General features: G+C 67.5%; 11 protein-coding genes. 7 read left to right on the forward strand and 4 right to left on the reverse strand.

What is annotated here, in order from left to right; all coding sequences use genetic code 11:
• The coding region (locus AC5RTT_RS10360; protein WP_494145117.1) for a phospholipid carrier-dependent glycosyltransferase at positions 1 to 788 on the reverse strand (788 nt) is incomplete at its 3' end.
• 46 nt (positions 789 to 834) lie between these two features.
• Between AC5RTT_RS10360 and rsmI the strand changes: the two genes are divergently transcribed.
• Together rsmI and AC5RTT_RS10370 are read left to right on the forward strand one after the other, a co-directional pair.
• The gene (gene rsmI, locus AC5RTT_RS10365; RefSeq protein ID WP_494145118.1) at positions 835 to 1,710 is read left to right on the forward strand and encodes a 16S rRNA (cytidine(1402)-2'-O)-methyltransferase; all 876 of its coding nucleotides are present in this window, start codon (positions 835 to 837) and stop codon (positions 1,708 to 1,710) included.
• 185 nt (positions 1,711 to 1,895) lie between these two features.
• Entirely contained in the window at positions 1,896 to 3,395 is a 1,500-nt protein-coding gene (locus AC5RTT_RS10370; protein WP_494145119.1) for an NAD-dependent succinate-semialdehyde dehydrogenase, read from the forward strand.
• A gap of 57 nt (positions 3,396 to 3,452) precedes the next feature.
• On the opposite strand, the gene AC5RTT_RS10375 is transcribed toward AC5RTT_RS10370, so the two are convergent.
• The 3 genes from AC5RTT_RS10375 to AC5RTT_RS10385 are packed head-to-tail and all read right to left on the reverse strand — an operon-like array spanning position 3,453 to position 8,475.
• Positions 3,453 to 5,894, reverse strand: coding sequence for a transglutaminase TgpA family protein (locus AC5RTT_RS10375; RefSeq protein WP_494145120.1), 2,442 nt, complete (start codon positions 5,892 to 5,894; stop codon positions 3,453 to 3,455).
• The gene (locus tag AC5RTT_RS10380) at positions 5,891 to 7,345 is read right to left on the reverse strand and encodes a DUF58 domain-containing protein (RefSeq protein ID WP_494145121.1); all 1,455 of its coding nucleotides are present in this window, start codon (positions 7,343 to 7,345) and stop codon (positions 5,891 to 5,893) included. Before AC5RTT_RS10380 ends, AC5RTT_RS10375 begins: the two co-directional genes overlap by 4 nt.
• 8 nt (positions 7,346 to 7,353) lie before the next feature.
• Positions 7,354 to 8,475, reverse strand: a complete 1,122-nt coding sequence (locus AC5RTT_RS10385; RefSeq protein ID WP_494145122.1) for an AAA family ATPase — start codon at positions 8,473 to 8,475, stop codon at positions 7,354 to 7,356.
• Positions 8,476 to 8,638: 163 nt separating this feature from the next.
• On the opposite strand from AC5RTT_RS10385, the gene AC5RTT_RS10390 reads away from it, so the two are divergent.
• From AC5RTT_RS10390 to AC5RTT_RS10410, 5 genes are all read left to right on the forward strand, one after another.
• Positions 8,639 to 9,544: a TatD family hydrolase gene (locus tag AC5RTT_RS10390; RefSeq protein ID WP_494145123.1), complete on the forward strand. Its 906-nt coding sequence runs from the start codon at positions 8,639 to 8,641 to the stop codon at positions 9,542 to 9,544.
• Positions 9,545 to 9,824: 280 nt separating this feature from the next.
• Positions 9,825 to 10,994: a resuscitation-promoting factor gene (locus tag AC5RTT_RS10395; protein WP_494145124.1), complete on the forward strand. Its 1,170-nt coding sequence runs from the start codon at positions 9,825 to 9,827 to the stop codon at positions 10,992 to 10,994.
• A 150-nt stretch (positions 10,995 to 11,144) separates the two neighbouring features.
• The gene (rsmA, locus tag AC5RTT_RS10400) at positions 11,145 to 12,017 is read left to right on the forward strand and encodes a 16S rRNA (adenine(1518)-N(6)/adenine(1519)-N(6))-dimethyltransferase RsmA (protein WP_494145125.1); all 873 of its coding nucleotides are present in this window, start codon (positions 11,145 to 11,147) and stop codon (positions 12,015 to 12,017) included.
• Entirely contained in the window at positions 12,014 to 12,979 is a 966-nt protein-coding gene (locus AC5RTT_RS10405; RefSeq protein WP_494145126.1) for a 4-(cytidine 5'-diphospho)-2-C-methyl-D-erythritol kinase, read from the forward strand. The genes rsmA and AC5RTT_RS10405 overlap by 4 nt, the downstream gene beginning before the upstream one ends.
• Before the next feature lie 43 nt (positions 12,980 to 13,022).
• The gene (locus AC5RTT_RS10410) at positions 13,023 to 14,849 is read left to right on the forward strand and encodes an ABC-F family ATP-binding cassette domain-containing protein (RefSeq protein ID WP_494145127.1); all 1,827 of its coding nucleotides are present in this window, start codon (positions 13,023 to 13,025) and stop codon (positions 14,847 to 14,849) included.
• Positions 14,850 to 14,865 lie beyond the last annotated feature (16 nt).

Below are 14,865 nucleotides of genomic sequence, written 5' to 3' on the forward strand. Positions count from 1 at the left end.
GCCGCCGCCTGTGCCAGGCGTGCTGCGAGCCGGCGCCGCCCGTCGTCCCGGTCCAGCAGCAGGGCGCCGAAAGCCGCGAGGATCCAGAACATCAGGAAGATGTCCAGCAGGGAGGTCCGGGACATCACCAGGTGGTGCCCGTCCACGGCCAGGAGCAGGCCGGCGGCGCCGGCCAGCGGCAACGACCGGAACAGTTTCAGGGCTATCAGGGCAAGGAGCAGGATGGAGAGGGTTCCGGTGAAAGCTGCAGCGAACCGCCAGCCAAAGGAATTGTCCGCGCCGAACAGAGCCATCCCGGCGGCGATCATCCACTTGCCCACCGGCGGATGGACCACGTACTCGGGGGAGGGGAGCAGGACCGATGGATCGCCGGCGTTGAAGGAATCGTTCGCTTTGTCCGGCCAGTTGCGCTCATAGCCGCTGACCAGGAACGAGTACGCGTCCTTGACGTAGTACGTTTCGTCAAAGACCAGCTTGTGGGGAGCGTCCAGCCGGACGAACCGGAGGATCCCGCCGGCCACGGCTGTCAGGACCGGAACCAGCAGCATCCACAGCCGCAGCGACGGCGGGTAGTCCCGCCAGGAGCGCACTCCTCCGAGAAGCCGTGCGTGCAGCGCTTCACGCGTGAAGGCCTCGGCCGGGCGGCTGATCCATGGCCGGGCCGCCCTGCCGCCTGTCCCGGAGTTCCCGCCGCTGCCTGGTGCCTCCGGGGCGTCCTGGCCGGGGGTGGGGGGAGCTGGTTGTCCGGCTCCGGGCGGCCGCGTGGAGGTCTGCGTCACGAGCCCCATGCTACCTTTTTGCGGCCGGCAGTCCCCCCGGCAGTAGGCTTGAGGCGTGGACCCTTCCCCCAGCACCCCGCCAGAATCCGGCCCGGCAGCGGCAGGACGCATCATCCTTGCCGCCACTCCGATCGGGAATACGGGTGACGCCTCCGCCAGGCTGGTGGAACTGCTCGCAACAGCGGACATCGTTGCCGCGGAGGACACTCGCCGCCTGCACCGGCTGGTGCAAAGCCTGGGCATCACGGTGGCGGGGCGGATCATCAGCTACCACGAGCACAACGAGGCGGCCAAGACATCGGAGCTGCTGGACCAGGTCAGGGCCGGCAGCACGCTGGTGATGGTCACTGACGCCGGCATGCCGTCAGTGTCCGACCCCGGTTTCCGGCTGGTGGAAGGCGCCGTGGCTGCCGGCATGACCGTAACGGCGGTTCCCGGCCCTTCCGCTGTCCTGACAGCGCTGGCCCTCTCGGGCCTGCCCACGGACCGGTTCTGCTTCGAAGGTTTCCTCCCGCGGAAAACGGGCGAACGGGCATCCCGGCTGGCCGAGCTTGCCGGGGAACGCCGGACCATGGTGTTTTTTGAGGCGCCGCACCGGCTTGAGGCCATGCTCCGGGCGTTGAAGGAACGTTTCGGCGCGGACCGGCGGGTGGCCGTCTGCCGCGAACTGACCAAAACCTATGAGGAAGTACTCCGGGGACCGCTCGGCGAGCTTCTGCAATGGGCGGAAAGCTCCGAGGTCAGGGGTGAGATCGCCGTCGTGGTGGCAGGTGCGCCCGAACAGGCGGCGGGCACCCCCGAGGACCACGTTGCGGCGGTGAACGATCTGGTGGCCCAGGGCATCCGGCTCAAGGAAGCTGTGGCCGCTGTTGCCGAGGACGTCAGGGTAAGCAAGAGGGAGCTCTATTCCGCCGTGCTGGCGGCCCGCTGACAGCCGCCCGCAAGCCTTCAAGGACCGCTGTGCAGCTGCACAGCAGAACGCGGGTTCGGCAGTGCGCAGCGGCGTAGACCCCGGGCGAACCCCGGCAGTAGTCTGGCACTTAATCAGCCTGATGGGCCCGGTCGTTCCGGCCGCAGCGGAGGGCTGCCAACAACCCTACTGACGAGGGAGTCATCGTGACTGTCACCGCACAGCCGGCCGTAACCGCGGACCGCGAAAGCCAGCTTCTGGCCTCTGTTCCCACCGGATTGCTGATCAATGGCGAGTGGCGGGATGCCGCTTCCGGCAAGACGTTCGACGTCGAGGATCCCGCCACCGGCAAGGTCCTGTTGAGCATCGCCGACGCCGGCGCGGAGGATGGCGCCGCAGCACTGGACGCTGCCGTGGCCGCACAGGAATCCTGGGCGAAGGTGCCCCCGCGCGAACGCGGCGAAATCCTGCGCCGTGCTTTTGAAATGGTGACCGAGCGGGCCGAGGACTTCGCGCTCCTGATGACCATGGAAATGGGCAAGCCGCTGGCCGAAGCCAAGGGTGAAGTGACCTACGGCGCCGAATTCCTGCGCTGGTTCTCCGAGGAAGCCGTCCGCGCCTTCGGACGCTACTCCGTCTCCCCGGACGGCAAGTCCCGCCTGCTGGTCACCAAGAAGCCGGTGGGCCCCTGCCTGCTGATCACGCCGTGGAACTTCCCGCTCGCCATGGCCACCCGCAAGATTGCGCCCGCCGTGGCCGCAGGCTGCACCATGGTGCTGAAGTCCGCGAACCTCACGCCGCTGACCTCGCAGCTGTTTGCCGCCGTCATGCAGGAGGCGGGCCTGCCCGCCGGAGTCCTGAATGTCATCCCCACCTCCACGGCAGGGGCCACCACCGGTCCGCTGATCAAGGACGCCCGGCTGCGCAAGCTCTCCTTCACCGGTTCCACCGAGGTGGGCCGCCGCCTGCTGTCCGACGCTTCCGAGACCGTCCTGCGGACCTCCATGGAGTTGGGTGGCAACGCGCCGTTCGTCGTCTTCGAGGACGCGGACCTGGACGCCGCCGTCGCCGGGGCGATGCTGGCGAAGCTGCGCAACATGGGCGAGGCCTGCACCGCGGCCAACCGGTTCATCGTGCACGAGTCCGTGGCAGCCGAGTTCGCGGAGAAGTTCGCCGCGAAGATGAAGGAAATGACCACCGCCCGCGGCACCGAACCCGACTCCAAGGTGGGGCCGCTGATCGATGCCAAGAGCCGGGACAAGGTCCACGAACTGGTCTCGGACGCCGTCGCCTCCGGCGCCAAGGCGGTCCTGGGCGGCGCTCCGGTGGACGGGCCGGGCTACTTCTACCAGCCCACCATCCTGGCGGGCGTTACCGAGGGAACCCGCATCCTTTCGGAGGAAATCTTCGGGCCCGTCGCCCCGATCATCACCTTCTCCTCCGAGGATGACGCCGTGCGGCTGGCCAACAACACCGAATACGGGCTGGTGGCCTACGTCTTCACCAAGGATCTGAACCGCGGCATCCGGATGGGCGAACGCCTTGAGACCGGAATGCTGGGCCTGAACGCCGGAGTCATCTCCAATGCCGCAGCACCCTTTGGCGGTGTCAAGCAGTCCGGACTGGGCCGCGAGGGCGGCCTGGAAGGCATCGAGGAGTACCTCTACACCCAGTACATCGGCATCGCCGACCCCTACGCGGGATAAGCACCCGGGTACTTTGGCCCGGGCAGTCGCGCCCGGGCCGCCGGCCGCCGCCCGCCCTTACCGTGAACGCACGGGCAGGGTGCGGGTGGCGGCCTTTGCCGTTGCGGCGAGGAGCCGGCGCACCGCGTTGAAGGGTGCCGCAAGCATCCGTCCTAGCCGCACCATGACCGACGGCGGAAGCCAGGCGGCACGGAATCGTTGCCACCGGGTGGCGTTGGCGCGCAAGGCGAGCTCCAGGGCTTCGATGCGTGCCGCAGCGCCGGCGTCGCCCGCCTTCGGGCCGGTCGGGGGCCGGCCGTACCTGTGCCGCTCGAAATCCGCGGTGATCACACCCGCGGCCTGGTGCGCCGCTGCATCCATCCCGCCGGGTTCCCCGAAGCGGGCGCGAAGCCGCCCGGCATAGGCCCGCGGGGTCTCGCTGGGGTCCGGGGACACCCCAAAGTCGGTGCCCAGGTCCAGCAGTTCGCTCCAGGCCAGCGGGACGGCTTCACCCGGATCCCTGGGCCGGAGGCGCCGGGCACGGGTAGTGGTCCGGACCAGGTGCGGTGACGCCGCCAGCAGGACCGCGCCCAGGACTGCGCCGGCACCGATCAGGAACGGCAGGAGCTGCAGACCGGTTTCCGTGCCGCCACCTGTGCCGGGAGCCGGAACCGGGGCAGCGCTGGGCGCAGGGGCCGGCGCCGGAGTAGCGTCGGGAACCAGGTCAGCATTATTTTCGACTGCACCGGGGGCGGACGGGGACGAGGACTCGCTCGCGTAACCAGGAACCACGCCGCGGGAGGGGGTGGGCTCGAACGGCACCCAGCCCACGCCCTGGAAGTACAGTTCCGGCCAGGCATGGGCGTCGCGCGCATCCACCTCGAACTCGGGAAGCGCGCCCTGCCCGGCCACGGTGACAGTGGCCCCGGTCAGCCTTCCCGGAGCGTAGCCCACCGCAATCCGGCTGGGAATACCTTCCAGCCGTGCCATGACGGCCATTGCCGATGCGTAGTGAATGCAGTAGCCGCTTTTCTGCTCCAGGAAGTCAGCCAGTACGGATAGTCCGTTCCCGTCGTATCCGCCCTGCACAGGCGATTGCAGGGAGTAGGTGAACTCGGCCGAGCGGAGGTACCGCTGGATGGCCATCGCCTTCTGGTACGGGGTGTTGCTGGCGCCTGCCACGGTCCCGGCAGTGGTCCTCACGATCTCCGGGACGTTGCCGGGGATCCTGGTGAAATCCTCGGGAATGTTGTTCCGCAGCGGGGCCGAGGACTGTGCCAGGAGGCCGGCGGAAAGGTTCGGCACCGATGACGTGACCACGTACTCCTGCCGCCGGGAGGTGGTGTCCGAGCCCTTGATGCTGAGGGTGGCCGGATCCCAGGTCCACCGGCCGTCCAGCCCACGCACCGATTCAGGAGCGTAGGGTGCCGGAAGGTAGGGGCTGCTGAAGGAGCCGGTATCAATGGCAGTCACCTGCTGCACCTGGTCGCTTGCCGGGGCGGCGTAGCCGGGGTCAAGCTGCCCCACGAGCGGAAGCCGGGAGGCGTTCCGGTCGTCCGGGCCCCAGGATTCGCCGTCGAAGTTGTCCACCGTTACGGACCGCAGGTAGAGCGGACTGGCCGCATTGGTGGCGTAGGTGATCCTGCCGCTGCCGTCAGGGGTCCGCAGGCTGTTTCCCAGGGTGATCATGGGGTTCAGCCCCGTCGAGGTTCCCCAGGGATTGAGCCGGGAGCCCTGCGGGAATGTTCCCTGGTCAAATCCGGGGATGGCCAGGGCAACCAGCTGGGTGGCCAGCAGCGCAGCGGCGCCGGTCAGGGCGGCCCGCCTGATCTGTCCGGGGGTCCGGACGGAATCGGCCTGGGTCCGTGGGTCAGGGGCGAACCATTGGCTGCAGGCGAGGATCATCAGGTAGCCGGCAACGGCACCGGTAAAGCCCCAGAAGCCGACGCTTTGCGGCTTGATCACGGCCGGCACCACCAGGATGGCGAACAATCCCACTCCGGTGGCGGCGGGCATGCCCAGGGGTACGGCAAGTGCGTCCACGAGGATGACGGCCAGGCCGAGCACGGCACACATCACCATGACGATTCCGACGTTCGGCGCCACCGGCGCAGTTTCGGAAAGAACGGTTTCGCTGGCGCGCCGGATGTGCCGGCCCAGGTCGGTGAAAGTGGCAGGGGTGGGGATGAACCCCAGGATGCTCGACCCCCGGAAGAACGTGAGGGTAAGGATGGCGGCAAGGGACAGGAACCCGCCGGCAGTCACCAGCAGCGGCTGGGCCCGGACGGCGCGCAGCGAAGCCAGGGTGAAGCTCACCACCAGCACAGTGGTGAACACGGGCCAGTACCAGCCCCAGCCCCGCAGTACACCGTTCAGCGAGAGGGCAGCACCGCAGACCGCCACGGATACCGCAGCCGCCATCGCCCAGGGAAAGGCACCAACACGGGACCGGGACGGGGATATTCCCACAGGCGGCTGGTGCTGCCCGGTCTGCGGCGGCCGGGCCGGGGCCATGGTCACCGGACCACCCCCGCCCCGCGCCGGACTTCCACGGCCGGTGCCGGAAGCTCCACGTCCTGGTCAAATTGTCCCCACGCCGAGGCCACCGGGACCGACGGCGGTACGGCCACCGCACGCCACCCGCCCTGGCGCAGCGCTTCGAGGACGGGGCCGAAGTCGCCGGGCCTGTCCACCACCAGGATGGCAAAGGCATTCGTGCCGTAACCGGCGGCAGGGGCGAGGGACAGCGCCTCCTCGGGTGAGATCCTCCCGAGCACGGCAATGAGGGGCCCCCGCATGCGGTGGGCTGACAGCTTGTCCATCAGCCGGTCGTCGAAGGGGGGAGGCCCGGAATCCTGGCCCGTGCGGTTGCGGGGGCCGGAAAGGGGGATATCGCGGGCCACCGCGTCCAGGATCCGGCTGTCACGGTGATGGTGGTGTGGGCCGGTGAGCTGGATCGCGGCAAGGCTTTCGGCGATGGACTGGAGCCCGGAGGTGCCGCTGTATTCCTCCGACTCCGGGTTGGGCGCGGACGGGGAATGGAGGAACGCCGGTTCCCCGCGGACATCCAGCAGCCGCAGGCCGTAGTTGCGCTCGGACAGATGCGTACTGATGGACATCGCCGCCACCACGGCCCACTCGAAGGTGCCGCTGGTGGCCATCGCGGGCCCGTCCTGTCCCGAGAGCCCGGCAGGCACCGCCGTGGAGCCGGCGGAAAACGCCGGAAAGCGGTGGTCCAGGATGATGGTTGCCTCGGGCGTGGTGACGGATTCCTCCTGCCTGACCATGAGGGCACCGTGCCGGGCGGTGGCGGCCCAGTGGACCCGGCGCATGGGGTCCCCGTGGCGGTATTCCCGGGTCATGACGTCGTCGTCGCTCGGGTTGGCGCGGATCCTGGTCGCTGTGACCCCGTCGTTGCCGCGTGCCCCGGCGAGCCCCGTCAGGGGAAGAACGACGGCGGCAGGCGTCACGGTCAGGATGTCGCCGTCGTCAATGGCCTGGCGGTGCAGGGAAAGCCCGAACGGATCCGTGAACTCAGCAGTGACCGGCCCAATGCGGAACTGGCCCCGCCGGGCAGAGCGCAGGGTGTACTCGTAGCGGCTGGTTCCGCCTGTGGCTGAGCGGGAAGGAAACCGGAAAGCGGGGGATTCACCGAACCGGGACGGCAGGCGCTCCTCCATGGTGGCCCGGCCGCTCCCGTTTCCGGTCCGGGAAACGGCCAGCCGCACGCTGGTGGGGGCCGACGTTTCCACGGGGGAGGGGTTGAACTCGCGGTAGACGCGGAAGCGGGGCTTGACCAGGTGGATGCCTGCCAGCGAAACCATGGGAAGGACCAGCAGCAGGACGCTGAGCGTAAGCAGGTCGCGCCGGCCCATGATGTAGGCCGCGGCCATGGCGGCGGCGCCGGCACCCAGCATCCCCCAGCCGCGCTGGGTGAAGAGATGCCGCGGAAGCCTGTCCAGCAGCGCCATGGTTCCGCCTAGCGGTTCCTGCCGAGGCCGGCCACCGATGCGGTGCTCCTGCCGGCAGAAGCTGGGTTGGGATCCGATGGCGCATGCGGAACCGGCAGCCGCGAGAGGATGCCCCGCAGCACGCTGTGGGGAGTCTCGCCGGAGCCTGCTGCCTTCCGGTCCAGGATGATCCGGTGCGCCAGGACTGCCTCCGCGACGTGGACCACATCATCCGGCAGGACGAAATCGCGGCCGTCAAGGGCGGCCGTGGCCTTGGCAGCACGCAGCAGCTGCAGCATGGAACGTGGACTCGCGCCCAGCCTGAGGAGCGGGCTTTCCCGGGTGGCCCTGCCCACCGAAACCGTGTACTCCTTGACTGCCTGGGACACGTATACCTGCTGGACCGTGGAAATCATGGCCGCCACTTCGGCCGTGCTGACCACTGCCGACACCGTGGCCAGCGGTGACGCGGCCTGGTGCGTTTCAAGCATCTCGATCTCGGCGTCCTTGTCCGGATAGCCCATGGAGATCCGCGCCATGAAGCGGTCCCGTTGGGCCTCGGGCAGCGGATATGTCCCCTCCATCTCAATGGGGTTCTGGGTGGCCACCACCATGAACGGCTCGCCCAGGCGGTACGAGTTCCCGTCCACCGTCACCTGGTGTTCTTCCATGCACTCCAGCAGGGCCGACTGGGTTTTGGCGGAGGCGCGGTTGATTTCGTCGCCGATGACGATGTTGGCAAAGACCGCGCCCGGCCGGAACTCGAACAGCCGGGAGGCCTGGTTGTAAATGGACACCCCTGTGACATCGGAGGGCAGCAGGTCGGGGGTGAACTGGATGCGGTTGACGGTGCAGTCGATGGTTCGCGCCAGCGTCTTCGCCAGGAGCGTCTTTCCGACGCCGGGCACGTCCTCAAGCAGCAGGTGGCCCTGCGCCAGCAGGACGGTCAGCGCGAGCTTGGCGGCATCAGATTTCCCGTCGATCACGGTATTGACTGTTGTCAGGATGCGCTGGCTGGCGGCGTGGAAAGACTCACCGTCCATCGCGGCCGCCCGCCGGTGGCCGTTCAGCCGGCTGACGGGCTCTGCGACGCCCGCAAAACTACCCGCGGCAGTGCTTCCCTCGGTGGCAATACGTCGGTGGGGTTCCATCGGCAACCTTTCAGCCCGGTTTCACCTGGACGTGACAGCAAGCCTGCCTTCGCCCCTCGGTGGGCGTTCGCATCTGTTCGTACCAGACTACTAACACAACTGCACCGGCAGACAGAGAGTTCCGACAAATATGGGGGCACCCGGCCGCGGTTAGGCTGGATGGATGTGCACTTCTCTGATTCCCAATGCCTACCGCACCACCGCCGCCGGGGAAGCGCCGGATGACGAGGGCGGCCGGACGCGGGATTTCCCGCCTGCACCGGAACCGCTGCCGGTGCCGGTGATGGACAACCACACCCATCTCGATTTCCCGGAGGGAAAAGCGCCGGTTGGAATCCGGGCGGCCCTTGACGCCGCGGCCGCGGTGGGAGTCCAGGGAGCCGTCCAGGTGGGATGCGACCTGGAATCCTCCCGTTTCACCGTCCAGGCGGTGGAGCAGGACGAACGGCTACTCGGAGCCGTTGCCCTGCACCCCAATGACGCACCCCGTTATGCGGCCAGGGGTCAACTGGAGGAGGCGCTTGACGAGATCGAGGAGTTGGCTGCCCATCCCCGGATCCGTGCCATTGGCGAAACCGGGCTCGACTTCTACCGGACCCGGGGCGAGGGCCTGGCCCACCAGAAGTACTCGTTCCGGCGCCACATCGATATCGCAAAGCGCCTGGACCTGACATTGCAGATCCACGACCGGGATGCGCACAACGAGGTGGTGCAGGTCCTGCGTGAGGAAGGCGCACCGGAAAGGGTGGTGTTCCATTGCTTTTCGGGAGACGAAGAGTTGGCGGAGATCTGCAACCGGGAGGGCTGGTGGATGTCCTTTGCCGGCACGCTGACCTTCAAGAATGCGGCGAACCTGCGCGCTGCCCTCACGGTAGCGGATCCCGCCCTGGTCCTGGTGGAAACTGATGCGCCGTTCCTCACCCCCCATCCGCACCGGGGGCGGCCCAACGCCAGTTATATGGTGCCCTACACCGTACGGGCCATGGCCGAATTGACAGGATCGGACCTTGGCGTATTGTGCGGTCGAATCAGCGAGAATACCCTGCGGGCATACGGATCATGGGCTTAATGCCATCGCGACCTTGGAGCCCGATCTGAATACCTGGTATGTAGAATTCTTGGCCGCTTTATAACGCTACGGTTACAGTGGACAACTGTTAGCCGGGGTCGGGGAAGGCCATCGGGTAATTCACTCAACTTGCAACATGTTCTGACGGGCCCTGGTCCCGCCCAGGCCGTTGCGCGGAGTGTGGCGGCGCAACGGTGCCCGGACTGCTGTTACCACGGTGGTGCCGGGCATTTTATTGCGCAATCCCCGTGCCCGGAAGAACCTAAAGTTACGGGCAAACGTGGTCAAGTTCTTCACAACGGACGGCAAGATCAGCTTTTTCAAGGTTGGTGCCCAGATGCTGGTGCTCTGCGCACTGGTGGTGGGGCTCGTAGCCTTCGTCGGCAATAACAAAACCGTCACGGTGAACGTGGACGGCAAAGTCACGTCCGTGCAGACCTTCGGCGGAACGGTCGGCCAGGTGGTCAAGAGCGCCAACCTTGAGCTCAAGCCGACGGACCGCGTTTCCCCTGCCATTGACGCCTCCGTCCAGAACGGCACCGTCATTAACGTGAACCAGGCCAAGGAAGTCACCGTGAGCCTGGACGGGGCGGAGAAGACTGTCAACACCACCGCCCAGGACGTGGAAGACCTGGTGACGGAACTCGGAGTTGCCAGTGCCTCGTCGGTATCCGCTCCCAAGGACGCGCAACTCGCCGTTGAAGGTTCCTTCGTGTCCATTTCGACGCCCAAGACCGTCAGCATCGTCGCCGACGGCAAGGTGGACACCACCACCACCACGGCTGCCACTGTGGGCAACGTCCTGGAAGATGCCGGCCTGGCCCTTGGCGCCAATGACCGCACCTCCCAGCCCGCCAACGCGCACGTGGTGAACAACATGGTGATCAAGGTTTCCCGCGTGGATAACGGCCAGACCGCCGTGGCCACCGAGGACATCGGTTTTGACACGGTGACCACCGAAAGCGCCGAACTGCTGAAGGGTGAAAAGGAAGTCACCCAGGCGGGTTCCGCCGGCAAGTTGGAGAAGACCTACAAACTGGTCCTGGTGGATGGCCGCGAAGCCTCCCGCACCCTGGTGTCCGAGACGGTCACGGTGCAGCCGGTGGCGGAAAAGATCACCGTGGGCACCAAGCCCAAGCCGGTCGCCCAGGCGGCCCCGGCAACCTCGACGGGCAGCAACACCGGTGCTTCCGCACCGGCCATGATGAACGAGGCCATGTGGGACAAGATTGCCCAGTGTGAGTCCGGTGGAAACTGGAGCATCAACTCGGGCAACGGCTATTACGGCGGCCTGCAGTTCGATATCCAGACCTGGATTGGAGCCGGCGGCGGTGCCTATGCCCCCAACGCCAGCCTCGCCACCAAAGCCCAGCAGATCGACATTGCCAACCGCGTCTACGCACAGCGTGGCCTGCAGCCTTGGGGCTGCGGCTGGGCAGCCAGCAGCTGACCTCCACCTGCGCCACCCTTGGTGCCCGCGGCCGGGTCCGGATATTCCGGGCCCGGCCGCAACCGTTAACCGGCCGGCGCGGTTCTTTCAGGGCAGGTTGGCGTGCATAGCTGTCCCGGACGGATTCCCCGCGCGGGATAGGATACCTAGGTGACTGAACCCATCCCCGCCGCGCCCGCACCGCTGTTTGGTGCCTCCGATATACGCCGGCTGGCGGAGGAAATAGGGGTCCGGCCCACCAAGACCCTGGGCCAGAACTTCGTCATTGACGGCAACACCATTCGCCGGATCGTGGCCGCCGCTGACGTGCAACCGGACGAGACCGTACTGGAGGTGGGCCCCGGCCTCGGGTCCCTGACGCTTGGGCTGCTGGACGCCGCTGCCGCCGTGGTCGCCGTCGAAATAGATCCCGTTCTCGCGGCGAAGCTGCCCGAAACCGTGAAGGAATGGCGTCCCTCCGCCGCAGCTGCCTTCCACCTGGTGCACGCCGACGCCATGAAGGTCACCGGGCTTCCGGTCCAGCCCACGGCGCTCGTGGCCAACCTGCCCTACAACGTGGCGGTGCCCGTGGTTCTCCACCTGCTGGAGCAATTTCCCAGCCTGCGGCACGGGCTGGTCATGGTGCAGGACGAAGTGGCGGACCGCCTCGCGGCCGGCCCCGGCTCTAAGACCTACGGTGTTCCATCCGTGAAGGCCGCCTGGTACAGCCATATGCGCAAGGCCGGCGTCATCGGCATGAACGTCTTCTGGCCCGCGCCAAAGATCCACTCCGGCCTGGTCGCCTTCACCCGCCGCGAGCCGCCGGCCACCACGGCAACCCGGGAACAGGTGTTCGCCGTCGTGGACGCCGCTTTTGCGCAGCGCCGCAAAACCCTGCGTGCCGCGCTTGCCGGTTGGGCCGGGGGAGCGCCGGAAGCTGAACGTTGCCTGGTGGCAGCCGGAGTGGACCCCTCTGCCCGCGGTGAAGTCATTGACATCGCCGCGTTCGCCCGGATCGCCGAGGCCAAGGACACCGGGGCGTGACCGCCGCGCGCCCGGGCCGGTTCACCGCCAGGACCGTCAGGGTCAAGGCACCCGGCAAAGTCAACGTGTCCCTCGACGTCGGGCCCCTCCGCCCCGACGGGTACCACTCCGTAGCCAGCGTTTACCTCGCGGTCTCCCTGTATGAGGAAGTGGCCGCCACCAGCAAGGAGACGCCCGGCATCACGGTCAGCATCAGCCCGGACAGCACCTTGGACCTGGACGCCGTTGACATTCCCCTGGACGGCAACAACCTGGCGTACAAAGCCGCCGCGATCATGGCGGACGTTTCCGAACATGCCACCGGCGTGCACTTGGAGATCACCAAGCGGGTTCCGGTGGCCGGCGGCATGGGCGGCGGGTCCGCCGACGCGGCGGCTACGCTCCTTGCCTGCGACGCACTCTGGAACAGTGGCCTCTCCCGGGAAGAACTGGCCCACTTGGCCGCCGAGCTTGGCGCCGATGTCCCGTTCTCCCTCCTGGGCGGCACCGCCGTCGGCCTGGGACTGGGCGACAAACTGTCCCCGGCCCTGGCGAAGGCACAAACCCACTGGGTCCTGGTGACAGCTGACTACGGCCTGTCCACCCCGGAGGTGTACCGGACCCTGGACCGGCTGCGTGAAGCTGAAGGGGTGCAGGCAGCCGAGCCCACCAGCGTCGACCCGCAGATCCTCACGGCCCTGCGCGGTGGCGACGCTGAAGCGCTGAGCCGGGTCCTGGTCAACGACCTCCAGCGGGCGTCCATTGAACTTGCCCCGTCGCTGCGCGATACGCTGGGCATCGGCGAATCCCACGGCGCCATTGCCGGCATCGTGTCCGGCTCCGGTCCCACGGTGGCCCTGCTCGCGGACGATTCCGTGGCCGCGGAGGCCCTGGCAGAGGCCCTGCAGCGCTACGGCTTGTCCGCCCTGGCCGTCCACGGCCCGGTTCCGGGGGCGCGCATCGTCTCCGACACGCTGATCTGACCCCCTTTTTCAATCCCACCCGAGCAGCAGAAAGCAGTTCCCTTTGGCACACCTTCTTGGCGGCGAAAACCTGACGGTTTCCTACGCAACCCGCACCGTCCTTGACGGCGTCACCCTGGGACTTGAGGAGGGCGACAGGATCGGCATGGTGGGCCGCAACGGCGATGGCAAGTCCACCCTGATGAGGCTGCTCGCCCTGCGTTCCACGCCGGATTCCGGCCGGGTCACCAAGCGCGGCGACGTCAACATCGGCTACCTGGACCAAAGCGACGTGCTCGACGGCGACCTGACAGTGGGCGCGGCAATCGTTGGGGACCAGGCCGACTACGAGTGGGCACGCAACCCCCGAATCCGCGAGATCATGGGCGGTCTTGTGTCGGACGTCGACTGGCACGCCAACGTCCATGCCCTTTCCGGCGGCCAGAAACGGCGCGTGGCCCTCGCCAAGCTGCTTATCGAGGACCACGACGTCATCATGCTTGACGAGCCCACCAACCACCTCGACGTCGAGGGCGTGGCCTGGCTTGCCCGGCACCTGAAGAGCCGCTGGCGGGCTAACCAGGGCGCCTTCCTGGTGGTGACCCACGACCGCTGGTTCCTCGATGATGTGTGCACCAAGACGTGGGAAGTGCATGACGGAATCGTGGACCCCTTTGAGGGCGGCTACGCGGCCTACGTCCTTGCCCGCGCGGAGCGGGACCGGATGGCCGCCGTCGTGGAGAGCAAGCGCCAGCAGCTGGTCAAGAAGGAGCTGGCCTGGCTCCGGCGCGGCGCGCCGGCCCGGACGTCGAAGCCGAAATTCCGGATCGAAGCGGCGAACGCCCTGATCGAGGACGTCCCGGAGCCGCGGGACTCCACGGCACTGAACAAGATGGCCACGGCGCGGCTGGGCAAGGATGTGCTGGACCTTGAGCACGTCTCCCTCAACTTCCGCGGCGACGACGGCCGGAAGCTTTTCGACAACATCACCCTGCGCCTGGCACCGGGTGAGCGCCTGGGACTGGTGGGCGTCAACGGCGCCGGCAAGACCACCCTCCTCAAGCTGCTCAACGGCGAGATCACGCCCGACGCCGGCAAGCTGAAGCGGGGCAAAACCGTGGTCACGGCCGTGCTCACGCAGGAAGTCAAGGAACTCGACGACGTCGCCGATCTCCGCGTCATTGAGGTCATCGAGCGGGAAAAGCGGTCCTTCAACGTGGGTGGCCGGGAATTCACGGCCGGCCAGCTCGTGGAGCAGCTGGGCTTCACCAACCAGAAGCAGTGGACCCCAGTGAAGGACCTGTCCGGTGGCGAACGCCGGCGCCTGCAGCTCCTGCGGCTCCTGGTGGGGGAGCCCAACGTCCTGATGCTCGACGAGCCCACCAACGACCTGGACACTGACACCCTTGCCGCCGTTGAGGACGTGCTGGACGGCTGGCCCGGCACCCTGGTGGTGGTCAGCCACGACCGCTACCTCCTGGAACGCGTCACCGACCACCAGATGGCCTTGCTCGGCGACGGCAAGCTCCGTGGCCTGCCCGGCGGCGTGGACCAGTACCTAGAGCTCCGTGAGGCCGCCCTGGCCGGTTCCACAGTGACCGGCGGCGGCAACCCGGTCACGAGCGCCGGCGGTGCCGTCCCGGCCGCCGCCCAGTCCGGCCCCTCCGAGGCCGAAAAGCGCGAGGCCCGCAAGGCCCTCAACCGGATCGAGCGGCAGCTCAAGAAGCTGGACCAGCAGGAGAAGAAGCTCCACGACGACATGGTCAAGAGCACCGAGAAGTCCGACTTCGACGCCCTCGCCGAACTGAACAAACAGCTCAAGGACCTCACGGACGAAAAGGACGCCCTCGAACTCGAGTGGCTGGAGTCCTCCGAACTCCTCGGCGACTGACAGAGCGTTTCCCCCG

The sequence above is a fragment of the Arthrobacter sp. Y3221157 genome (genome assembly GCF_059089865.1).